This window comes from Zoogloea sp., from assembly GCF_044344315.1.
Lineage (GTDB): Bacteria > Pseudomonadota > Gammaproteobacteria > Burkholderiales > Rhodocyclaceae > Zoogloea.
In genome coordinates, this window is record NZ_JBIJDC010000079.1 from 1 (window position 1) to 21,449 (window position 21,449).

Consider the following 21,449-nt stretch of genomic DNA (forward strand, 5'->3'; position numbering starts at 1 on the left):
TGCCGCCGCCATTGCACTGGGCACGGTGTCCCCGAACATCGCCCGGGTTCTTGGCCCGGCGCTGGCCGGCGCGATCATCGCCCGGGTCGGCACACCACTACTTTTTGTGCTGGTCTGTGCCTGCATGGCCAGCGTCATCGCCCTCCTGACACGGCTCGGCACCACCGCCCCGACCAGTCGTCTTCCCAGCGAGCGCTTTCTCCCAGCCATCGTCAGCGGCCTTCGCTATGTCCGTCACTCTCCCTCACTATGTCGCGATCTGGGCAAAGTCGCTATTTTTTCGACAGCTGGGAGTGCCCTATGGGCCTTGTTGCCACTGATAGCACGCGAGCGCCTGGGACTCACCGCGGATGGCTACGGCATTCTGCTCGGCTGCCTCGGCGCCGGGGCGGTAGTGGCGGCCCTGCGCTTGCCCGATATGTACCGACGGCACCCGCTGCAGCGCATCGTTTTTGCCGGTGGCATAGCGTTCGCGGCAGTCACGCTGCTCAGTGGGGTCGTTACGAGCCTGACGCTGCTGGGTGTGCTTTATGTAGTGGGTGGCATGGCCTGGATGGCGGTCAATACTACGCTGATGACGGTGATTCAGACCTCCACTGCCCTGTGGGTGAAGGCTCGGGTTGGCTCCATCTATCTGATGTTGATCATGGGCGGCATGGCCATGGGTGGTGTGTTGTGGGGACTGATCGCAGCACGCCTAGGAGTAGCCAGCACCCTGATCACTGCCGGGCTGATGATTGCCGCCGGCACCCTCCTGTCGCTGCAGAAGGCGCTGCATCTGGGACGGGAGGAGGACTTCGGCCCTCCCACGCTGACGCTCCGAACCCAGTCAGTACTGGACATCACGCCCGGCAAAGGACGAGTATGCATTGAAGTGAGCTATCACGTGGCCGAACCACAGCGGGATGAGTTCATCTTGCTGGCACACGCCGTCGGACGCATCCGACGCCGCAATGGCGCCTGCGACTGGCATCTGCAGAGGGATCTGGCGCACCCGGGTCACTACACTGAACGCTTCATCGTCGACTCCTGGCTGACCTACCGGCGTCAACAGGAACGCAGCACCGCTGCCGATGCGCTTCAAGAGGAGCATCTTCAACGCTTTCTTGCCGTGCCAGATCAGTTAGCACGGCACTACCTAATCGAACAAAAGACGTCCTAGCGATGATGGGACAGGGCGGCAAAGAAACCGCCCGCTGCCTCACTCAGGAATGAGCCATGCGCCTCATGCGAAAACATCTCATGCGAGGCGGCACAATCAATCTCCGTAACGCACAGGAATGCCACCTCCCGCTGGATACGCGTGTCGGGCATATAGGTGATGCCGGCGCAACCAATGACGAGTGCAACGGCACGTGCAATCTTGATGACCATCTTGTCTCCTCCTTGACCCCTGCGGGGTTCTCTGTGGGAACCACTCTGAATAAATTAGAAGAGGGTTCTAAATGGAGAATAGCTCACTTCTAAAAAAATACAATAACTTTTAATGTGTTCAAAAAATAGCCCATCGGTGAAACACCGATGGGCCGAAAATCTCTCCGGTGGCACGAATGGGAGGAGAGGTAACGCCACCACCGAAGAGAGGTCGCAAAAAATGCGGAGGTCAGAGCGCCTGGGTCAGTGCCGGAGCTGCCTCGAACAGGTCCGCCACCAGCCCGTAATCGGCCACCTGGAAGATCGGGGCATCCGGATCCTTATTGATGGCGACGATCACCCTGGAATCCTTCATGCCGGCCAGGTGCTGGATTGCCCCCGAGATGCCGACAGCCAGGTACAACTGCGGAGCGACGATCTTCCCGGTCTGGCCGACCTGGAAATCGTTGGGCACAAAACCCGCGTCCACTGCCGCCCGGCTCGCGCCCAGCGCCGCGCCGAGCTTGTCGGCAAGGGGTTCGAGCACGCGGCGATAGTTGTCGCCGCTGCCCAGGCCACGGCCCCCCGAAACGATGATCTTCGCTGCACCCAGCTCGGGACGTTCGCTACGAGTCAGCTCGCGGCCGACCAGCTTGCACAGGCCCAGTTCGGGGCCCGCAGCGATGGTCTCCACTGCAGCAGCAGTGCCTGCCACGCCCACAGCCTCGAAGGCGGTGGTGCGGATGCTCAGGAACTTGATCGGGTCGATGCTCTTCACTGTCGCCAACGCGTTGCCGGCGTAGATAGGGCGCACAAAGGTGTCGGCCGATTCGACGCCGACCACGTCTGACACCTGGGCCATGCCACACAGGGCCGCCACGCGGGGCAGCAGGTTCTTGCCCTCGGCACTGGCCGGCACCAGCACATGGCTGTAGTTGGTGGCCAGCCCCCTGACCAGTTCGGCCAGATTTTCGGCGCCGCGCTCGGCGTACTGGAGTGCATCGCAGAGCAGCACTTTGGCCACGCCTTCAAACTGCGCAGCCGCCTGCCCCGCCGCGGCACAGCCGGCCCCGGCCACCAGCACATGGATTTCACCCTCCAGACGGCGAGCGGCGCCGAGGGTGTTGAGGGTCGCCGCCTTGAGGCTTTGATTGTCGTGTTCAGCAATCAACAGAATCGCCATTTCAAATCACCTTTGCTTCGTTCTTCAGTTTTTCAAGCAGCTGGGCCACATCGGAAACCAGGATGCCGGCGCTACGTTTGGCCGGCTCGACCACCTTAAGGGTGATGAGGCGCGGGGTCACATCCACGCCCAGCCCGGCCGGGTCGAGGGTGTCGAGCGGCTTCTTCTTGGCTTTCATGATGTTGGGCAAGGTCGCGTAGCGCGGCTCATTGAGGCGCAGATCGGTGGTGATCACCGCGGGCAGGCGCACCGCCAGTGTTTCCAGGCCGCCGTCCACTTCGCGCACCACAGTGGCCTGGCCATCGGCAATCGTCACCTTCGAAGCGAAAGTCGCCTGCGACCAGCCCAGCAGCGCAGCCAGCATCTGGCCGGTCTGGTTGGCGTCATCGTCGATGGCCTGCTTGCCACAGATCACCAGCGCCGGGCCTTCCCGGTCGCACACAGCCTTGAGCAATCTGGCCGCCGCCAGCGGCTGCAGATCAGCATCCGACTGGACCAGGATGCCTCGATCGGCACCAATGGCCATCGCCGTGCGCAACACCTCAGCCGAGACGGCAACACCGCAGCTCACTGCCACCACTTCGCTGACGACACCGGCTTCCTTCAGACGCACAGCCTCTTCCACGGCGATCTCGTCGAAGGGATTCATGCCCATCTTTGCGTTGGCCAGATCGACCCCGGAACCATCGGCCTTGACGCGCACCTTAACGTTGTAATCAAGCACGCGCTTGACCGGAACCAGTACCTTCATTGCTTTCACTCCTTTGTTATTGCGGGTTCAGCCGGCCAGCTCGGGCCGGTCGGCAAACTGGGCCAGGGCTTCCGGGTTGGCCAGCGCCTCGACGTTCTTCACCGGCTGGTGATGCACCACATTGCGCACGGCCAGTTCAACCACCTTGCCGCTCTTGGTACGGGGAATCTCATCCACCTGGACGATGCATGCCGGCACGTGACGCGGCGAAGCGTTGTCGCGAATCTGCTGGCGAATACGCTTCCTCAGTGCGTCGTCGATTACCAGGCCATCGACCAGGCGCACAAAGAGCACGACGCGCACATCGCTTGGATCAGTCGGCGGCCAGTCTTGTCCGATCACCACAGCCTCGAGCACCTCAGGCAACTTCTCGAGTTGACGATAGATCTCGGCGGTGCCGATACGCACGCCCCCCGGGTTGAGAGTGGCGTCGGAGCGGCCGTGAATGATGAAACCGCCGTGCTCCGTGAGCTCACAGAAATCCCCGTGGCACCACACGCCCGGGAAGCGCTCGAAATAGGCGGCCCGATACTTCGCCCCGTCCGGATCGTTCCAGAAACCGACCGGCATGCTCGGGAAAGGCAGCCGGCACACCAACTCGCCCTTCTCGCCGGTCACCGGCCGGCCATCGTCGTCCCACACCTCGACAGCCAGACCAAGGCCGGCACCCTGAATTTCGCCACGCCACACGGGCAGGGTCGGGTTGCCGAGCACAAAGCACGAAACGATGTCGGTGCCGCCGGAAATCGAGGCCAGCAGCACATCCTTCTTGATGGATTCATAGACAAAATCGAAGCTCGCCGGCGCCAGTGGGCTGCCGGTGGACATCACCATGCGCAGTTCCGGCAGGCGGTAGGCGTTGGCCGGACGCAGGCTGCTCTTGGCGAGGGTCTCGATGTACTTGGCCGAGGTGCCGAAATGGGTGAAGCGTTCCGCCTCGGCGTAGTCCCACAGTATGCGACCGTCGTCCACGAAGGGGTTGCCGTCGTAGAGCATCAGCGTCGCCCCGGCAGCCAGACCGGACACCAGCCAGTTCCACATCATCCAGCCGCAGGTGGTGAAGTAGAACAGACGATCACCGTCCTTCACGTCACTGTGCAGGCGGTGCTCCTTGAGGTGCTGCAGCAGCGTGCCGCCGGCGCCGTGCACAATGCACTTGGGCACACCAGTGGTGCCCGACGAGTACATCACGTAGAGCGGATGGTCGAAAGGCAGGCGCACATAGCGTGGCTCTGTGACGTGCTGGAAGGGCGCAACGAAGCTCTTGTAGGACACGGCCCGCGGCAGCCCCGCCAGATCCGGCTCAGCGCCGGCTGCCAGATAGGGCACCACCACCAGCTGGCGCACGCGAGGCAGGCGCGGCATCAGTTCGGCGAGTTTGCCCGTGATGTCGATGGCCTTGCCGTTGTACCAGTAGCCGTCACAGCTCAGCAGCACTTTGGGCTCGGTCTGGCCAAAGCGGTCCACCACGCCCTGAACCCCAAAATCCGGCGAGGCGCTGGTAAACACCGCGCCGATGCTCGACGCAGCGAGCATCGCAATGAGTGTTGCAGGCACGTTGGGCATGTAGGCTGCCACGCGGTCGCCCTGCTCCACACCGGCGGCACTCAGCGCGGCGGCAAAGCGGGCCACCTCGCTGCGTAGCACCTGCCGCGACAGGCTCTGCTTGACCTTGTCTTCGCCCCAGAACACCAGCGCCTGTGGGTTGTCGCTGTCGCGCAGCAGGTTCTCGGCAAAGTTCAGGCTGGCATCAGGAAACCAACGGGAATCCTGCATGCCGCCCGAACGAATGAGGCCGCGCACGCCCTGGTCGCCGAGCACCTCACAAAACTCCCACACCAGGCGCCAGAACGGCACCGGCGAGTGGACCGACCACTCATGCAAAGCCGCTTGGCTCTCCAGCGGCCGGCCGGACAGAATCCGGGCACGGTCGGTGAAGGCTGCCATGTTGGTGGCGGCCACGTTGGCAGGGTCGGGCACCCACAGCGCTTGATTCTGGTTGTCTCCCATTTCCCTTCTCCTCCTCTTGTTTTCCGCCTCAGCACCGCTCTGTTTGACTCAGGCGGCAGCTTGATCGTGAAAGTCGCCCCGGTAGCGGGCCAGCAGGGCCACTCGACGGGCATCTGCCTTCTTCATGTTGTTTTCCTTGACGTGCCCATAGCCACGGATCGTCTCCGGCAGGCTGGCCAGCTCCAAGGCGAGTGGCAGGCGTTCACCATCGAGGGTGCGGGCAAACTCATCCACCAGATCCAAATAGTCGCGCACCATCTGCCGTTCAGCGCGGCGCTCGGCAGTCTTGCCGAAGGGGTCGAGGAGCGTGCCACGCAGGCCCTTTAAACCAGCAAGCAGGGGGAACAGCTTCATCAGCCACTGGCCATAGCGACGCTTGACCAGATGGCCATCAGCGTCCTTTCTAGCCAGTAGCGGCGGTGCCAGATGGAAGCCAAGCTGATAATCTTTGCCCGGCTCGCCCTCAAACTGTTCCCGCAGGCGCGCCAGGAAGACCGGCGATGCGTGCAGCCGTGCCACTTCGTACTCATCCTTGTAGGCCATCAGCTTTGCCAGGTTGCGGGCCACCGCTTCGGTGAGCTGCAGCTTGCCGTCGCGCACTCGCTTTTCTTCCACAACACGAATCTTGGCCACAGCCTGCAAGTAGAGATCGGCATAGGCGCGGTTCTGGTACGCCGTGAGCTGGGACGCACGCCGCTTTAGCAGCGCCTCCAGGCTTTCGCGCAGTTCGAGCACTTGGCTAGGCCTACCCTTGTCGGCGGGGAACAGCAGGGCGTTCAGCCCTGACAGATCGTGGGCGGCCACACGGCCACACTCGAACGCCAGGCGGTTCTTATCCACCGCCACACCATTCAGCTCGATAGCCTTGAGCAGCGCCGCGCGGGACACCGGCACCCAGCCCTTCTGCCAGGCAAAACCGAGCATCAACGGGTTGGCGTAAAGGGTGTCACCGAGAAAAGCCAGAGCCAGCGCGTTGGCATCGAGAAACTCGCACGCCTCGCCAACACTGTTGCGCACATCCGACTCGGTGGAAAGCGTCGGGAACTTCCAGTCCGGATTGCCGATGAACTCGGCGGTCGGTGTGTGGGCACTGTTCACCACTGCCCGGGTTACGCCGTGGCGCATCTTTGACAGGGCGTCGGACGAGGCCGAAACAATGGCGTCACAACCGATCAGCAGTTGTGCCTCCCCGGTGGCAATGCGGGTGGCGTGGATATCACCCGGCGTATTGGCGATCTGCACATGGCTCAGAACCGCCCCACCCTTCTGAGCCAGACCGGTCATGTCGAGCACCGTGACACCCTTGTTTTCGAGGTGGGCGGCCATTCCCAGCAGCGCACCTACGGTGACGACGCCGGTGCCACCGACGCCTGTAACGATGATCCCAAACGGACGCTTGAGCACGGGCAGAGTCGGCTCGGGCAGCGTAAAGCCGGCCAGGGCTGCGTTAGGATCGCGGCCACCGGCAGCCTTCTTCAGCTGGGCACCTTCAGCCGTCACAAAGCTCGGGCAGAAGCCCTTCAAACACGAGAAATCCTTGTTGCACGAAGACTGGTTGACCTTGCGCTTGGTGCCGAGCGATGTTTCCAGCGGCTCCACCGACAGGCAGTTGGACGCCGTCGAGCAGTCACCGCAACCCTCGCAAACTTCCTCGTTAATGAACACGCGACGGGCCGGGTCCGGATACTCACCACGCTTGCGGCGACGGCGCTTCTCGGTGGCACAAGTCTGGTCGTAAATAAGAATGGTGACGCCAGCGGTATTGCGCAACTCCTTCTGGAGGCGGTCGAACTCGTCCCGGTGATGCACCGCAACCTCGGCTGGCAGGCCTTCGCGTGAGGCGAACTTCTCAAGCTCGTCGGTGACGATGAGAACCTTGTTGGCGCCCTCGGCCGCCAACTGGCGGGCAATCTGCGGCACCGTCAGGATGCCGTCCACCGGCTGGCCGCCGGTCATCGCCACGGCATCGTTGAAAAGGATCTTGTAGGTAATGTTGGCCTTGCCGGCCACGGCCGCCCGAATAGCCAGCAGACCGGAGTGAAAGTAGGTGCCGTCACCCAGGTTCACAAAGACGTGCTTGTCACCCGAGAAGTGCATCTGGCCAAGCCAGGAGACGCCCTCCCCGCCCATCTGGGTGAAGGTTTCGGTACGCCTGTCCATCCACATGGCCATGTAGTGGCAACCGATGCCGGCCAGTGCGCGAGAGCCTTCCGGCACCCGGGTCGAGGTGTTGTGCGGGCAGCCGGAACAGAACCACGGCTTGCGCTCGACGGTGAGGCGCGGGCGGGCTGCTTCGCGCTCCTTGGCCTCGATGATGGCAATGCGATACAAGACTTTGGCGCGCACATCTTCCGGCAGGCCGACCCGCTCCAGGCGGCTGGCGATGGCCTTGGCAATCAGCGCCGGCGATAGTTCGTAGCGGGCCGGCAGCAACCACTGGCCACGGGGCTGCGACCATTCACCGCCAGCGTTGTCGCGCTCGTCAAACTTGCCGTAAATACGCGGACGCACGTCGTCACGCCAGTTGTAGAGCTCTTCCTTGAGGGCATATTCGAGGATCTGGCGTTTCTCCTCGACGACCAGGATTTCTTCCAGCCCGGTCGCGAAGTCGCGCGCATCATGGGCATCCAGCGGCCACACGCAGCCCACCTTGAAAACCCGGATACCGATCTGCTGGCAAGTTTCGTCGTCGAGCCCAAGGTCGGTCAGTGCCTGGCGCACGTCGAGATAGGCTTTGCCGGCGGCCATGATGCCAAAACGGGCCTTTGGCGAATCGATGACCACCCGGTTGAGGCGATTGGCACGGATGTAAGCCAGCGCTGCGTACCACTTGTGGTCGAGCATGCGGGCTTCCTGATCCAGCGGGGGATCGGGCCAACGGATATTCAGCCCCCCCTTCGGCACCTCGAAGTCCTCGGGCAGCACCACTTGTACCCGCTCCGGATCCATGTCGACAGAGGCCGTCGATTCAACCACATCGGTCACGCACTTCATCGACACCCACAAGCCCGAGTAACGGCTCATGGCCCAGGCGTGGATGCCGTAGTCGAGATACTCCTGAACGTTGGACGGATACAGCACCGGAATGCCACAGGCGATCAGCAGGTGTTCCGACTGATGGGCCACCGACGAGGACTTGGCTGCGTGGTCGTCGCCGGCCAGCATGAGTACGCCACCGTGCTTCGAGGTACCGGCGGCGTTGGCATGCTTGAGCACGTCGGCCGAGCGATCCACGCCAGGGCCCTTGCCGTACCACATGCTGAAAACCCCATCGACCTGGGCATTTTCGTACAAATTCACCTGCTGGGTGCCCCATACGGCAGTGGCTGCCAGATCCTCGTTGAGGCCCGGCATGAAGACCACATCATGGCTGACCAGGTGCTTCTTGGCCTTCCACAAGGCCATGTCGAGCCCCCCCAGGGGCGAACCGCGGTAGCCGGAAATGTAGCCGGCCGTGTTCAAACCGGCCAGCCGGTCACGCTCCTTCTGGAGCATCGGCAAGCGGGCCAGAGCCTGGGTACCACTGATGTATACGCGGCCCTTTTCCAGGGTGTATTTGTCCTCGAGGGACACCGCACGCAGGGCGTCGGTGGCGGCCACCGTCAGGGGGGAATTCATGCGCTGTCTCCTGTTACTCGTTTTATTTGAACAAATAATACAAAACTGTATTGTTATCGTAAAATCACAAATACTGAGTTCTGGTATTTGAAAAACGCATGGAAGCCGACAGCAATATCACCTTGCGCCAACTGCGCTATTTTGTCGCCGCAGCCGAGACCGGCCAGTTCTCCATGGCCGCCACCCGCAGCCATGTATCCCAGTCGGCCATCACCAACGCGGTGCTGTTGCTGGAGCAGACCCTTGGCACGCGCCTCTTCGAGCGCCTGCCCCATGGGGTGACACTGACCGCCGAGGGGCACCGTTTTCATCAACACGCCAGCCACATCCTCAGCGCATTGCAGGATGCGGTAAGGGAACCCCGTTTCCAGGCCCCCCAGCAAAAGGGCGTGCTGCGCATAGCCGCCTCCTACACCCTACTCGGCTACTTTCTGCCGCCCTTGCTGGCACGCTTTCGCATGAATTACCCGGAGGTGGAAATCGACCTCCACGACATGAACCGGGAGGGCATTGAGCAAGCAGTGCTGGAGGAGCGCATCGACATGGGCGTGGTGATCCTGTCCAACGTGGTCGAGCGGGAACGTTTCGCTCACCACGTGCTGGTGCGGGCCCGCCGCCAACTATGGACCTCGGCTTCGCACCCGCTGCTGGAAAAGGACTCTGCATCCTTCGAGGACATTGCGGCCTATCCCTACATCCAGCTGACCGTGGACGAAAGCGAGGCGTCCACCGGCCGCTACTGGGCGGCCAGGGGAATCACGCCGGCCACCGCCTTTCGAACCAGCTCGATGGAAGCCCTGCGTGGGCTGATCGCCCACGGCTTCGGCGTCAGCATCCTGTCTGACATGGTCTATCGACCGTGGTCACTGGACGGCAAAAAGATCGAGGCGCGCCCGGTGCTGGATGTGGTTCCGCCGATGCAAGTGGGTCTGATATGGCGACCGGACGCCCCGCTGGAACGGCCGGCGGAAGCCTTCCGGCAATTCCTGATCCACACCTGCGCAAGCTGATCAGCCCGCGCTCGACGTTCTGCGCCTAAGCACCACCGGCGAGCCCCCCGTCGAACGTTTGACCATCCACTTGGCCAAGGCCGAATCCATATAGGTGGCATGGAGGGGAAACCACTCCTCCAGCGCCCCGGCCAATTCGCGGCATACCTTGCGCTGACCGGTGGCAACCAAGTCCCTCACCTCAAGCACAGAGCGCATCACCGCCGCGTGCTCCTCCACGTGGCAATCTCCGGCCGGATAGCCGTCCAGCGACATCCACTGCTCCTCTTCGCCGAAGTGGCGCCCGATGTGGGCCAGAAAATCGTCCAGTACGGCCGGCAACTCGTCCTCGGGAGCCGTGCGCAAGCGCGTCACCAGCGCGACAAACTCCTGGTGCGTGTCGTCCATGGGTCGGTAGCCGAGAAGCAGGCCATCGTGCCATTCGCCGGTCGGAACATCGGGCGGCGGCAGGCTGGTATCCAGCGCTTTCATACCCGGCTCCTATCGGTTGGCTGCGCCACGGCCATCACCCAGCCCCAGCATGCCCAGAAATTCGCGCCGGGTTGCCGGGTTCTCGCGGAAAGCGCCCAGCATGCGGCTGGTCACCAGGCTGGTGCCCGGCTTGTGCACCCCGCGGGTCGTCATGCACTGGTGCGAAGCCTCGATAACCACCGCCACGCCGCGAGGCTGGAGCACCCGCTGCAGGGTATCGGCGATGTCGGCGGTCATCTTCTCCTGGATCTGCAGGCGCTTGGCGAAGACGTCTACAAGCCGCGCCAGCTTGGAGATGCCGACCACCCGCTGGTCTGGCAGGTAGCCGATATGCACCTTGCCGATGATCGGCGCCATGTGGTGTTCGCAGTGGCTCTCGAAGCGGATGTCGTTCATCACGATCATCTCGTCGTATCCACCGACCTCACTGAAGGTGCGGGCCAGAATATCGGCCGGATCGGACCGGTAGCCGGCAAAGAACTCATCGTAGGAGCGCACCACCCGCGAAGGCGTATCCAGCAGACCCTCCCGCGCCGGGTCGTCACCCGCCCAGCGGATCAAGGTGCGCACGGCCTCCTCGGCCTCTTCCCGGGTCGGCCGGGCGACCGGCGTGCCGGCCTCTTCATGATTGTTCGACATCCCTCTCTCCTCTCGCTCGTTCATTCGGTTTAGACGCGGAAGTGGCACACCGCCCGGTCCAGCTCTCCTGCCGACTCGCGCAGCAGGCTTACCGCCCGTGTCACATCGCGGGTGAGCTGGTCACTTTCGCCGGCCAGCCGTGAAAACTGATCCACGCTGGCGGCAATGTCTTGGCTACCTTCATTCTGTGCCGTCACTGCACCGGCAATCTCGTCAACGCCCCGGTGCGATGCATTCACCAGCGCACCGGCCGTCTCCAGCACGCCCTCCAGTTCGCCCATCAGGCGATGGCTGTCGTCGAGGGCCTGGGTGCCCTCCTGCAGCGACCGCTCCACCGCCTCCGACTGCCGCCCCAGATCGCGGGTCAACGCGTCGATGGAGTTGGCAGCCAGCGCCGAGCGCTCCGCCAGTTGGCGGACCTCATCGGCCACGACACTGAAGCTGCGCCCCTGCTCGCCGGCACGGGCGGCCTCGATGGCCGCATTCAGGGCCAGCAGATTGGTCTGCCCCGACAACTCCTTGACCTGCGCAATACTGGTAGTAATAGCCGAAGTGCTGCGCACAAAATCCCCCACCGAGCCGCGGATGTCGTTGAAGGCACTGCGCATGTGCACGATTTCATCGAGCAGGCGCTGCAAGGCGCCGCGCCCCGCTTCGGCCCCCTGCAGGCTGGCCGAAGCCGACTTGCGCACATCACTGGCACTGGCGGCGATGGACTCAATGCTGCGGATCATGCGCTCCACCGTATCCCCTACCGAAGAGGCGGCCTGAACCTGATCGTTGGCACCTGAGGCCACCCGGCCGGACGCGCCATAAAGCTGCTCGGCCGACGCGACAACCACCGTCGACACCTGCCCCACCTTCTTCACCGCAGTCTGGAAACCATCCACCAGTTCATTGAAGGCCCGTGCGGTGCGGGCCACTTCGTCGTTGCCCACCACACGAACCCGACGTGTCAGATCGCCCGAGCGCAGCTCGATGGACGCCTCTTCGATGGCCCGGATGGCCCCGACAATCTGGCCACGCACCAGCAGGCTCACCACCAAGGCCAGCAGCACGGCCAGCACCGAAACCCCGATGACAACCTTGACCACCTGCCCGGCCATGCGGTCGGCGCTGGCAAAATCTTCACTCGCCAAGGCATCCTGCAAGCGAACCAGGGCCGAGATCTGTCCGAAGACCCGGTCGTATTCCTTGCGCACCAGACTCAGGCGGCGAAAACTGCCCTCCGGGTCAGTCGCCGCTGCCGAAGTTAATTCGGTCACGGCATCGGCGAAAACCTGGACCTGCCCCTTCAACTCTTCATAGAGGGCTTTTTCGTCCGCATTGAGGCCGGGCCGCGCCGAACTGGCGGCGATGATCCCGACCAGTTCCGTGACGCTGGCCTTGAGGTCGTCCGCGTACTGGGCGAGCTCTTCCTTGCGCACTTCCGTACCCGGTTGCATCAGGTGCACCATCATCGCGTAGGTGCCAACCATCGTGTCCTGGGCCGCCGACGAAGCCACCAAAGTCTTGCGGTATTGCTCAAAGCGGACCTGCTCGAAAGAGCGCAGTACCTCCTGCTGGCCAGCCATGCCGAACCAGGCCACACCGGCCACCATCAGAAGCAGGACAACAATCAGCACGGGTGCGACGAGCAGCTTCGCGCCGATTGAATAGCGGCCCAGAAAGGCCGCCGCCGGCTGCCACGATTTCAAGCCAGAGAACAAATCGAATGTTTTCACTTTTCCTCCACGCCAAGGCGCGAAAAAAGAGGGCCGTGTAAACGGGCCCTCAAGTGGAGGTAAATCGAGGATCGGCGGGACCGCCTTAAAGGCTGCGACCGATGATTTCTTTCATGATCTCGGAGGTGCCGCCATAGATGCGCGCCACCCGGGCATCCACCCAGGCCCGGCTGATCTTGTACTCGCTCATGAAACCGTAGCCGCCGTGCAACTGCAGGAACTCGTCGAGGAGTTTGCCCTGCATCTCGGAGCCCACCAGCTTGGCCATCGCAGCCACGTCCGCCGACAGTTCGCTGGCCAGGGCCTGGGCCAGGCAGTGATCAACGAACACGCGCAGCATGGTGGCCTGGGCCTTGGCGTCGGCCAGCTTGAAACGGGTGTTCTGGTAGTCGAGAATCGCCTTGCCGAAAGCCTTGCGCTCGCGGGTATAGGCGATGGTTTCTTCAAGCAGGGTGTCGATCGACTGGGCCGAGCGAATGGCGATGATCAGGCGCTCCCAGGCGAGTTGATGGAAGAGGTAATTGAAACCCTCGTTCTCCTCGGCCAGGCGGTTGCTCACTGGCACCCGCACCTCGTCGAAGAACAGCTCGGCGGTGTCCTGACCCTTGAGGCCAACCTTCTCCAGCAGGCGGCCCTTCGAGAAACCCGGCCGGTCGACTTCGACGCAGATCAGCGTAAGGTTCTTGCTGGCAGGGTCGAGCTTGACCGCTGCCACCACCAGGTCGGCGTTGCCGCCGTTGGTGATGAAGGTCTTCTGGCCATTGATGACGTATTCGTCGCCCTCGCGGCGGGCTGTGGTGCGCATGGAGCGCAGGTCACTGCCCGCGCCAGGCTCGCTCATGGCGATCACGCCAATGGTTTCGCCGCTGACCATGCCAGGCAGCCACTTCTGCTTCTGTTCCTCGGAACCGTAGGCCACCAGGTAATTTGCGACGATCTCCGAGTGGGTGGTGAAGCCCACCGCCGTCCCATTGACCCGGGCCAGCTCCTCGATCATCACCGCCGAATGGCCGTAGTCGCCACCGGCACCACCGTATTCCTCCGGTACACAGGAGCACAGCAACCCGGCCGCGCCGGCCTTCAGCCAGACGTCCCGGGGCACGATGCCGGCCTTCTCCCAGTCGTGCAGATGGGGCACGATTTCCCGGTCGATGAAGCGGCGCGCCATGTCGCGGAACATCTCGTGGTCTTCACGGAAAACGGTTCGCATTGTTTCTCCTCCAGATTCGATTTTTTATGCCGGCTCAGCGGCCGGTGAACTGCGGTGCACGCTTTTCCACGAAGGCATTCACTGCCTCATGGTGGTCTTCCGTGTGGTGAGCCAGCGACTGGAAAGCGGCCGACAGTTCGAGCAGGGAGTCGAGGCGCATGTGCTGGCCCTCACGCAGCAGGCGCTTGGTCAGGCGCAGGCCGTGGGACGGGTTGGCAGCCATGCGGCGAGCCACGTCCAGCGCAGCACTCAGCAGTTCGGCAGCCGGCACCACTTCAGTCACCAGCCCCCACTCGAGGGCCTTGGCGGCGTCGATGGTGTCGCCGGTCAGGGCCATCAGGCTGGCCTTGGGCATGCCGACGATACGCGGCAGCAGCCAGGCGCCACCGTCACCGGGAACGATGCCGAGCTTGACGAAGCTCTCGGCGAACTTCGCCGTATCGGCGGATATGCGCACGTCGCACATGCAGGCCAGATCAAGACCGGCACCGATGGCCGGGCCGTTGATGGCAGCCACCACCGGCACATCCAGCTCATAAAGGGCCAGCGGAATGCGCTGGATGCCGTTGCGGTAGCTTTCACGCAGTTCGTAGGGCGAGCCGGCGAAGATGCCGCCGCGCTCACGCATGTCCTTGACATTGCCGCCAGCACAGAAGGCGGGGCCATTGCCGGTGAGCACCACGACCTTGACCGAACGGTCGGCCTTGACGCTTGCGCACAGGTCCACGAACTCCTGCATCTGAGCCGGTTCGGACAGGGCGTTGCGGGTCTCGGGGCTGTCCATGCGTACGGTGAGGATGGAATCCTCCCGCTCGGCGATCAGAAAGGGCTTCATGCGTGGGCTCCTGCCGGGGTTTCAAGTTGGCCAGCGACGAGACTTGGCCAAAAGGCCGCTGCGCCGCCCTGGCACAGGGCCCGGCCAAGTTCGCCCGACCAGTAGGTAAGGGTTCCGAACTCGCTGCGCCAACTCCATAGCCGGCGCGTGCCCAGATGCAGCGCGTGTTCGTGGGTGAAGCCAATGGCACCGTGCACGCCATGGGCCACCGAAGCGCCAATCCCGGCGGCCTCGGAAGCACACACCTTGGCGGCCGTCACCGGCAGGCGGGCCAGGGTCTCGGCGGATTCGGCGAAGGCGGCTTCAGCGCCCATCACCGACGCCGCGGTGTGCTCCGAGAGCACCGCGATCTGGTGCTGGATGGCCTGAAAACTGCCAATCGCCTTGCCAAACTGGACCCGCTCGTTGGCGTAGGTGGTGGTCATCTCAAGCATGCCCTGCAGGGCACCGGCGATCTGCGCCGAGCGCAGCATGGCGCCGCCCAGAAGCAGCACGTCGGTGGGCACACCTGCCGGTAAGGGCACGGCCAGCAAGGGCACGGCAGATTCATAAACGAACTCGTCCCGCGCTTCGCCAGCCGTATTGCTGCGCAGCGTGCAGGCGCTGGCCCCTTCGAGGGGCAACAGCACCAGCGTCGGCATCTCGCCGGCGGCAATCGCCACCAGCGCGGGCACGTTACGTCCCCACGGCACATCGACGGCGACGCCGCTGACCTTGCCAGCAGCCAGCTTCAACGAGCCGCGGGCGGCAAACGACAGCGGCCCGGCCTGGGCCGGTTGCCCACAGACGCCAAGCAGCCAGTTGGCCAGTAGGGTTTCGGGCAGCGGCAACGGCAGCGCATAGCGGCCGCATAGGCGCACCACACCACACAGGTCGGCCCAGCTGGCGCCGGCACCGCCCAGGGCTTCGGGCGCTGCGGCCAGGCCGAAGCCGGACTCCTCCAGCGCTGCCCACAGCTCGGCAGGCCAGTGGCCCTTGTCGGCAGCCCGCACCGCATCGGGGGTAACGAGGTCGGCGAAGAGTCGCTCGACGGTCGAATCGAAGATTTCCCGCATGATCAACGCAAGCCCAATCCGCGCGCGATGATGCCGCGGAGAATTTCCCGCGTACCGCCACGCAATGAAAACGAAGGCGCCATCTGGGTCAGATAGGCCAGTACCTGGGCGTGGTCGCAACCGCCCTCCGCCGTCGGCGGGATGTCGCACAGCAGCTGTGCCAACTCGGGGATTTCCTGCTCGAAAACAGCCCCGAGATCCTTCACGCAGGACGCCGCCCACGCCGGGTTTTCGCCGGCGGCCAGCTGGGCCGTCACCGACAGGGACATGTTGCGCAGGGTGACGAGGCGCGCCGCCAGGCGGCCGATTTCCTTGGCCTGCAGGGCATCGGGATCGCGGCCTACGGCGTCGATCAATGTGTGGATCAATGCAATGGAACTGAGGAAGCGTTCCGGGCCGCTGCGCTCGAATGCCAGCTCGGCGGTAACCTGCGACCAGCCCTGCCCTTCGGTACCGATCAGGGCATCGGCGTCCAGCACCACTTCGTCGAGGAAGACCTCATTGAAGTGTTCGCTGCCGGTCAAGTCCTTGATCGGGCGGATGGTGATGCCGGGCAGGGACAAATCGATGATGAACTGGGACAGGCCTTCCTGACGCTTGCTGTTCTCGCCGGTGCGCACCAACGCGATCATGTAATGGGAGCGGTGGGCGTTGGTGGTCCACACTTTTTGGCCGTTTACCACCCACTTGTCACCCTCACGGCGGGCGCGGGTCTTGATGGAGGCCAGATCGGAGCCGGAATTGGGCTCGCTCATGCCAATGCAGAAGTATTGCTCGCCGCGGCAGATGGCCGGCAGGTGGCGGTCTTTCTGAGCGTCGGTGCCGTAGTGGAGGATCTGCGGGCCGCTCTGGCGGTCGGCAAACCAGTGGGCCGATACGGGCGCACCGGCAGCCAGCAGTTCCTCGATCACCACGTAGCGGGCGAAGGGGCTGGCGTCGGAGCCACCATAGCGCTTCGGCAGGGCCATGCCGACCCAGCCGCGGGCACCCAGGCGACGACTGAATTCGGCATCGAAACCCATCCACGAATCGGCCCGACGAATGGCTGGATAGTCCTTCAGCGTGTCGGCAAGAAAGGCGCGCACCTCGCTGCGGAGCGCTTCCGCTTCCGGCGGGATACGACTGTATTTGAACTGGTCGATAGACATGAGCGTTCTTCAGTGAGGATTTACGCGCCAGCCGGAGACTGTCCTCCGGCTGGCGTCGGCCTGCTTACAGCGCGGTCTGGGCGTCGGCGGCGGCGAACATCTTGTTGATGTCGCCGGATGTCACCGGCTTGTTGGGGTCACGCTCGGGTGCGGCACCGCCCAGGCCCAGGGCCGGTTCAATGCTGACGTGGCCAGCCTGGGCACGCAGGGCGCCGACCGTGCAGTTCTCGCGTCCCAGAATGGCGAAGGGGTCGTAGGAAAACTCGCGCATGGCGTTGAGGTGGGAGATCTTGTTGATGATCTCGTCCGGCAGATGCTGGGCCTGCTTCCAGAACACGTTGGCCGACTCGGGCCAGGTGCAGTCGGAATGCGGGTAGTCGCATTCCCAGGTGACCATATCCACGTTGATGGCGTCCAGGTTCTTCAGGCCAAAGGCATCCTCGATGAAGCAGGTGATGATGTGCTCGTTGAAGATGTCGCTGGGCTTCTTGCCGCCGAAGTTGGAGTTGGTCCACGCCTTGTGGTGGTTGTGGGTGAAGTCCGCCCGCTCCAGCAGGTAGGGAATCCAGCCGATGCCACCTTCCGACAGGGCCATGCGCAGCTTCGGGTACTTCTTCCACATCGGCGCCCAGATCCAGTCGGCGGCCGAGTTGGAGATGGAGATCGGCATGGAGGTGATCCACGCATCGATCGGCGATTCATCCGAGGCGTGAGCCGCCTTGACGCCAGTGCCGATGTGGCAGCAGATCACCACGTTGTTGTCGGCGCAGGCCTTCCACAGGGGATCCCAGTGGTCGTTGTGGATGGACGGGTAGCCATGCACGGTGGGGTTGTCGGAAAGCGTCAGGGCATGCACGCCCTGGGCAGCCAGCCGCTTCACTTCGGCAGCGGCGGCCTGCATGTCCCACCATGGCACCATCATCAGCGGGATGAAACGACCGGGGGCGGCATTGCACCAGTCGTGCAGGTGCCAGTCGTTGTAGGCCTGGATGGCAGCCAGGCTGACGGCCTTGTCGGGCATGACCTGGAAGCGCTGGCCGGCAAAGCCCGGGAAAGTCGGGAAACACAGGGAGCCGAGCACACCGTTGGCGTTCATGTCTTCGACACGGGCCTTGATGTCCCAGGTGCCACGGCGCATCTGCTCGTAGGAGAGCGGCTCCATGCCGTATTCCTCCTTCGGGCGGCCAACCACCGAATTGAGGCCCATGTAGCCAGTGGCCTGCTCTTCAAACACCCAGATGTCACGCCCGCCCAGCTGCTCCACCTTCGGCTGACGGCCCTTGAATTTGGCCGGCATGTGGCGATCGAAGGCGCCGCGCGGCTCAATGGCGTGGTCGTCGACGCTAACGAGAATCAGATCTTCCAGTTTCATTTGTGTCCCCTCTTGGTGTTGATCACGCGCTGGGCGTAGATCGATTTTGGAGTTTCAGTTTAGTGCAAAGCCGGCGTTTTGTTAAACACTTTTTTAATTAGTGTTTAACTTTAAACGAGAGCCTTTCCATGAATCAGTCCCAGATCACCGGCACCGAGTGCGGGCCACGCAGTTGCGCGCCGGTGATGCGCGGCTTGGGCTGATCGGGGTCGAGGCGGAGGTTGGGGAGCAGGTCAAGCACCGCGTTGAGGGCCACCTGCAGCTCGGTCTTGGCGATGAACTGGCCGATGCACATGTGCGGCCCGAAGCCGAAGCCGAAGGACGGCTTGACCTTGCGGTCGATGTCGAATTCCTCGCTGTTGTCGAAGACGTCTTCATCCCGGTTGGCAGAGGTGACGATGCACTGGACCATCGCCCCCTTCGGGATCTGCATGCCGGCCAGCTCCAGGTCCTGGGCCGCCTGGCGCACCTTGAAGGTCGCCACCGGCTCCAGGCGAATCGCCTCATCGATGGCCTTGGGCACCAGGGAGCGGTCCTTGCGCACGCGGTCGAGCACGTCCGGGCGTTCCAGCAGCAACACCATCAGCGAGCCGAAGGTACGCGTGGTGGTCTCACCGGCCGCCGGCAGCAAGGACCGCACGAAGGTGGTGATCTCGTGATCGTCCAGCGAGCGGCCTTCGTAGGTGGCACGGATCAAGCGGCTGATCAGATCGTTGCCTTCGGCGCCGTTCCGGCGCACCTCGACAACGGCTTCCTTCACCGCGTCGTAGAGGCACTGGGCCGCTTCCATCGCAGCCTTGCGGGCCGCGGCCGCTTTCTCCGGATCGACCTGCGGACCAGCCAGGATGGCCAGCGCCCAGGCGGCGTACTGCTCGACCTTTTCCGGCTGGTCATCGGGGAAACCGATCAGCGCGTAAATCAGGCGAATCGGGAAGTGCAGACCGAAATCCATCAGGTCAGCCTTGTGCTGGGGCACCAGCGGCTTCAGGTATTCGTTGCGGACAATCGGGTCCATCTTGCTGTCACGCCAGGTGTTCACCACATCGGGCATGAAGATGGGCTGCAGCAGCGCGCGAGCACGACGATGGGCCTCGCCATCCATGCCGGTCAGGATCAGGCCGTCGAAGAAGGCCCCGAGGCCCTCGGCGATGAAACCGCTGGTGTAGTTGGTGGCGTCCCGCAGCACCGCCATCACGTCCTTGTGCTTGAACACGGTGAAGGTCTTGCGCTCGGCATCGTAGCGGGCGATGTTCGGCACGCCGATCTTGCTCATGAAGTCTTCGGCGATGATCGGCGAGTTCTTGCGCATCTCCCGATAGATCGGGTAAAGATCCACATCGTTGCCGCCATAGTTGTTGGCGACGCCTGCAAAAGCGCGCTCCAGCGCTGATTCTGTCTTGTCGTTCATTTCTGCTCTCCTCCGGTGTTGTTACTGACGGCCGATCGCTCTCAGGCGTCTGCCGTAGCGGACTCGTCCTTGAAACCGATGCGGGTATGGGCACCGTCGCAAAACGGCTTTTTGGCCGATGCGCCGCAGCGACACAGAAAGACCGCCGCACCCTGCACCGGAAGCACTGCACCGTCCTGCACCAGTGCGATGGCACCGTCGACCTTCAGAGGGCCGTTCTTCAAAACCGAAACCTTCACGTCCGACATGCTTTCTCTCCTCTTTGAATAGCGATGACTCAGCCCAGCGCAGCCTCGATGGCTGCGACCAGGGCCGGGTGATCCGGCGCCACATCGGGGGCGAAACGGCCTGCGACCGTGCCATCACGTCCGATCAGAAACTTCTCGAAATTCCACATCACATCGCTGTCCCGGGCCGGTAGCAGGCCGTGTTCGGTGAGCACTTGACGCAGGTGCGCATCGCCGGACAAGGTGGCCACCGGCCGAGCGGTGATCAAGGCGTCGTAAAGGGGGTGACGCTGGCTGTTGATGCCCAGCTTGGCGAACAACGGAAAGCTCACCTGAAAGCGGCTCTCGCAGAAGGTCTGAATCTCCGCTTCGCTGCCCGCCTCTTGGGAACCAAAGTCGTTGCAGGGGAAGCCAAGCACTACCAAGCCCTGCTCCCGGTACTTCTGATACAGCGCTTCAAGGCCAGCGTACTGAGGCGTGAGCCCGCAAGCCGAGGCCACGTTGACAATCAGCAACACCTTGCCTTGGTAGTTGCCGAGAGTGGACGGGCTACCGTCGATACGGTCCACCGGAATTTCGTAAATGCTGCTCATGCCAGGTTCTCCTCGTAGGCTTGCTGCACGTAGGTCATGCGGCCACCGGCCAGCATCAACGCGCAGAACAGGTTCAACTCGACGATCTGGGGCGTAGAGAACCAGCACGCCAGATCGGCATAGATGCGGTCGTCAATGGACAAGTAGTCACCAGCGAAAAGCTCGGCATAACGCAGCGCGCTGCGCTCGGGACCGGAGAAGTGCTCGCTGTCTGTCGCCAGACACGCAATGTCGGCTTCGGTGACTGAATCGTCTTTACGGGCAAGCTGGCAGGCCCGGCAGGTGGTGATGGACGCGATCTTCAGGCGAACCAGCTCCTTCAGCCGGCCGTCCAGCACCCCGTTCAGATGCATTTCCTCAAGGGCTGCCAGCCAGGCCTCGGCAACCTTCGGACGGTGGGCCCATACCTGTACCGGCAGGCTCGAACTCAGCATCCGGCTGGCACGGCCGCGAACCAGCGCCTCGGCGAGCGAGGCAGGAAGGGCATCAAGCGGAACGGGATCAATACGGGACATGCTCTCTCCTGCCGGTCGCTGCTTGTTTCACAAGCGCTCGATGATCGTTGCCGTGCCCATCCCGCCCGCACAGCAAATCGCCTGCAGCCCGTAACGGCCACCCCGACGCGCCAGCTCGTGCAGCAGCGACGTCATGATCCGTGCCCCGCTGGCCCCCAGCGGATGACCCAGCGCTATCGCCCCGCCATTCACGTTGAGCCTCTCCAGATCCGCCCCCAGCTCCTGCTGCCACATCAGCGGCACCGGGGCGAAGGCTTCGTTCACTTCGTACAGGTCGATGTCCGCCAGACTCAGCCCGGCCTGCGCCAGCACCCGGCGGGTGGCCGC

At 63.3% G+C, this 21,449-nt stretch carries 19 protein-coding genes and 1 pseudogene; 2 read left to right on the forward strand and 18 right to left on the reverse strand.

All coding sequences use genetic code 11. The features are described from left to right. Positions 1-1,162, forward strand: a 1,162-nt coding sequence (locus ACIQ09_RS15630) for an MFS transporter (RefSeq protein WP_398311795.1), incomplete at its 5' end; no start/stop codon positions are given. On the opposite strand, the gene ACIQ09_RS15635 is transcribed toward ACIQ09_RS15630, so the two are convergent. The 5 genes from ACIQ09_RS15635 to ACIQ09_RS15655 all read right to left on the reverse strand — a co-directional run bounded on the left by ACIQ09_RS15635 (position 1,159) and on the right by ACIQ09_RS15655 (position 8,915). Beyond that, positions 1,159-1,374 carry a hypothetical protein gene (locus tag ACIQ09_RS15635; protein WP_398311798.1) on the reverse strand — a complete coding sequence of 72 codons (216 nt, stop codon included), beginning with the start codon at positions 1,372-1,374 and terminating at the stop codon, positions 1,159-1,161. The genes ACIQ09_RS15630 and ACIQ09_RS15635 overlap by 4 nt on opposite strands. A 229-nt stretch (positions 1,375-1,603) precedes the next feature. Then, positions 1,604-2,536 (reverse strand): electron transfer flavoprotein subunit alpha/FixB family protein, encoded by a 933-nt coding sequence (locus tag ACIQ09_RS15640; protein WP_398311801.1) that lies wholly within the window; start codon positions 2,534-2,536, stop codon positions 1,604-1,606. Between the two features lies 1 nt (position 2,537). Continuing rightward, positions 2,538-3,287, reverse strand: a complete 750-nt coding sequence (locus ACIQ09_RS15645; protein ID WP_398311804.1) for an electron transfer flavoprotein subunit beta/FixA family protein — start codon at positions 3,285-3,287, stop codon at positions 2,538-2,540. A gap of 27 nt (positions 3,288-3,314) precedes the next feature. Continuing rightward, the gene (locus ACIQ09_RS15650) at positions 3,315-5,297 is read right to left on the reverse strand and encodes an acetoacetate--CoA ligase (RefSeq protein ID WP_398311807.1); all 1,983 of its coding nucleotides are present in this window, start codon (positions 5,295-5,297) and stop codon (positions 3,315-3,317) included. A gap of 48 nt (positions 5,298-5,345) precedes the next feature. Continuing rightward, positions 5,346-8,915: an indolepyruvate ferredoxin oxidoreductase family protein gene (locus ACIQ09_RS15655; protein WP_398311810.1), complete on the reverse strand. Its 3,570-nt coding sequence runs from the start codon at positions 8,913-8,915 to the stop codon at positions 5,346-5,348. A gap of 98 nt (positions 8,916-9,013) precedes the next feature. Here ACIQ09_RS15655 and ACIQ09_RS15660 point away from each other — a divergent pair, with 98 nt between their 5' ends. Beyond that, on the forward strand, positions 9,014-9,925 hold the full coding sequence (locus ACIQ09_RS15660) for a LysR family transcriptional regulator (protein WP_398311813.1): 912 nt from the start codon (positions 9,014-9,016) through the stop codon (positions 9,923-9,925). On the opposite strand, the gene ACIQ09_RS15665 is transcribed toward ACIQ09_RS15660, so the two are convergent. The 13 genes and pseudogenes from ACIQ09_RS15665 to ACIQ09_RS15725 form a co-directional block, all read right to left on the reverse strand. Next, positions 9,926-10,396, reverse strand: coding sequence for a bacteriohemerythrin (locus ACIQ09_RS15665; protein ID WP_398311816.1), 471 nt, complete (start codon positions 10,394-10,396; stop codon positions 9,926-9,928). Between the two features lie 9 nt (positions 10,397-10,405). Next, on the reverse strand, positions 10,406-11,035 hold the full coding sequence (folE, locus tag ACIQ09_RS15670) for a GTP cyclohydrolase I FolE (protein ID WP_398311819.1): 630 nt from the start codon (positions 11,033-11,035) through the stop codon (positions 10,406-10,408). Between the two features lie 29 nt (positions 11,036-11,064). After that, entirely contained in the window at positions 11,065-12,759 is a 1,695-nt protein-coding gene (locus ACIQ09_RS15675) for a methyl-accepting chemotaxis protein (RefSeq protein ID WP_398311822.1), read from the reverse strand. An 85-nt stretch (positions 12,760-12,844) separates the two neighbouring features. Beyond that, on the reverse strand, positions 12,845-13,969 hold the full coding sequence (locus ACIQ09_RS15680; protein ID WP_398311825.1) for an acyl-CoA dehydrogenase family protein: 1,125 nt from the start codon (positions 13,967-13,969) through the stop codon (positions 12,845-12,847). Between the two features lie 34 nt (positions 13,970-14,003). Further along, positions 14,004-14,804 (reverse strand): crotonase/enoyl-CoA hydratase family protein, encoded by an 801-nt coding sequence (locus ACIQ09_RS15685; RefSeq protein WP_398311828.1) that lies wholly within the window; start codon positions 14,802-14,804, stop codon positions 14,004-14,006. Continuing rightward, on the reverse strand, positions 14,801-15,859 hold the full coding sequence (locus ACIQ09_RS15690; RefSeq protein WP_398311831.1) for an acyl-CoA dehydrogenase family protein: 1,059 nt from the start codon (positions 15,857-15,859) through the stop codon (positions 14,801-14,803). Before ACIQ09_RS15690 ends, ACIQ09_RS15685 begins: the two co-directional genes overlap by 4 nt. A gap of 2 nt (positions 15,860-15,861) precedes the next feature. Continuing rightward, positions 15,862-17,007, reverse strand: a complete 1,146-nt coding sequence (locus ACIQ09_RS15695; RefSeq protein ID WP_169148281.1) for an acyl-CoA dehydrogenase family protein — start codon at positions 17,005-17,007, stop codon at positions 15,862-15,864. A 64-nt stretch (positions 17,008-17,071) separates the two neighbouring features. Next, positions 17,072-18,379: an amidohydrolase family protein gene (locus tag ACIQ09_RS15700; protein ID WP_169148282.1), complete on the reverse strand. Its 1,308-nt coding sequence runs from the start codon at positions 18,377-18,379 to the stop codon at positions 17,072-17,074. Positions 18,380-18,512: 133 nt separating this feature from the next. Next, entirely contained in the window at positions 18,513-19,787 is a 1,275-nt protein-coding gene (locus ACIQ09_RS15705) for a cytochrome P450 (protein ID WP_398311835.1), read from the reverse strand. 41 nt (positions 19,788-19,828) lie between these two features. Next, positions 19,829-20,035, reverse strand: coding sequence for a CDGSH iron-sulfur domain-containing protein (locus ACIQ09_RS15710; RefSeq protein ID WP_398311838.1), 207 nt, complete (start codon positions 20,033-20,035; stop codon positions 19,829-19,831). A 29-nt stretch (positions 20,036-20,064) separates the two neighbouring features. Continuing rightward, entirely contained in the window at positions 20,065-20,607 is a 543-nt protein-coding gene (locus tag ACIQ09_RS15715) for a glutathione peroxidase (RefSeq protein WP_398311841.1), read from the reverse strand. Continuing rightward, a complete protein-coding gene (locus ACIQ09_RS15720) occupies positions 20,604-21,122 on the reverse strand; it encodes a carboxymuconolactone decarboxylase family protein (protein ID WP_398311844.1) in 519 nt (172 codons plus the stop codon). The genes ACIQ09_RS15715 and ACIQ09_RS15720 overlap by 4 nt, the downstream gene beginning before the upstream one ends. Positions 21,123-21,149: 27 nt before the next feature. Continuing rightward, positions 21,150-21,449: pseudogene (locus tag ACIQ09_RS15725) on the reverse strand (steroid 3-ketoacyl-CoA thiolase); the annotation flags it as partial.

What these genes read in the sequence shown, in the direction of transcription:
- ACIQ09_RS15720 (WP_398311844.1), bottom strand. Translation starts at nt 21,122, where the DNA reads ATGTCCCGTATTGATCCCGTTCCGCTTGATGCCCTTCCTGCCTCGCTC.
- ACIQ09_RS15660 (WP_398311813.1), top strand. Translation starts at nt 9,014, where the DNA reads ATGGAAGCCGACAGCAATATCACCTTGCGCCAACTGCGCTATTTTGTC.
- folE (WP_398311819.1), bottom strand. Translation starts at nt 11,035, where the DNA reads ATGTCGAACAATCATGAAGAGGCCGGCACGCCGGTCGCCCGGCCGACC.
- ACIQ09_RS15640 (WP_398311801.1), bottom strand. Translation starts at nt 2,536, where the DNA reads ATGGCGATTCTGTTGATTGCTGAACACGACAATCAAAGCCTCAAGGCG.
- ACIQ09_RS15635 (WP_398311798.1), bottom strand. Translation starts at nt 1,374, where the DNA reads ATGGTCATCAAGATTGCACGTGCCGTTGCACTCGTCATTGGTTGCGCC.
- ACIQ09_RS15655 (WP_398311810.1), bottom strand. Translation starts at nt 8,915, where the DNA reads ATGAATTCCCCCCTGACGGTGGCCGCCACCGACGCCCTGCGTGCGGTG.
- ACIQ09_RS15705 (WP_398311835.1), bottom strand. Translation starts at nt 19,787, where the DNA reads ATGAACGACAAGACAGAATCAGCGCTGGAGCGCGCTTTTGCAGGCGTC.
- ACIQ09_RS15690 (WP_398311831.1), bottom strand. Translation starts at nt 15,859, where the DNA reads ATGCGGGAAATCTTCGATTCGACCGTCGAGCGACTCTTCGCCGACCTC.
- ACIQ09_RS15715 (WP_398311841.1), bottom strand. Translation starts at nt 20,607, where the DNA reads ATGAGCAGCATTTACGAAATTCCGGTGGACCGTATCGACGGTAGCCCG.
- ACIQ09_RS15710 (WP_398311838.1), bottom strand. Translation starts at nt 20,035, where the DNA reads ATGTCGGACGTGAAGGTTTCGGTTTTGAAGAACGGCCCTCTGAAGGTC.
- ACIQ09_RS15645 (WP_398311804.1), bottom strand. Translation starts at nt 3,287, where the DNA reads ATGAAGGTACTGGTTCCGGTCAAGCGCGTGCTTGATTACAACGTTAAG.
- ACIQ09_RS15665 (WP_398311816.1), bottom strand. Translation starts at nt 10,396, where the DNA reads ATGAAAGCGCTGGATACCAGCCTGCCGCCGCCCGATGTTCCGACCGGC.
- ACIQ09_RS15650 (WP_398311807.1), bottom strand. Translation starts at nt 5,297, where the DNA reads ATGGGAGACAACCAGAATCAAGCGCTGTGGGTGCCCGACCCTGCCAAC.
- ACIQ09_RS15695 (WP_169148281.1), bottom strand. Translation starts at nt 17,007, where the DNA reads ATGTCTATCGACCAGTTCAAATACAGTCGTATCCCGCCGGAAGCGGAA.
- ACIQ09_RS15685 (WP_398311828.1), bottom strand. Translation starts at nt 14,804, where the DNA reads ATGAAGCCCTTTCTGATCGCCGAGCGGGAGGATTCCATCCTCACCGTA.
- ACIQ09_RS15700 (WP_169148282.1), bottom strand. Translation starts at nt 18,379, where the DNA reads ATGAAACTGGAAGATCTGATTCTCGTTAGCGTCGACGACCACGCCATT.
- ACIQ09_RS15680 (WP_398311825.1), bottom strand. Translation starts at nt 13,969, where the DNA reads ATGCGAACCGTTTTCCGTGAAGACCACGAGATGTTCCGCGACATGGCG.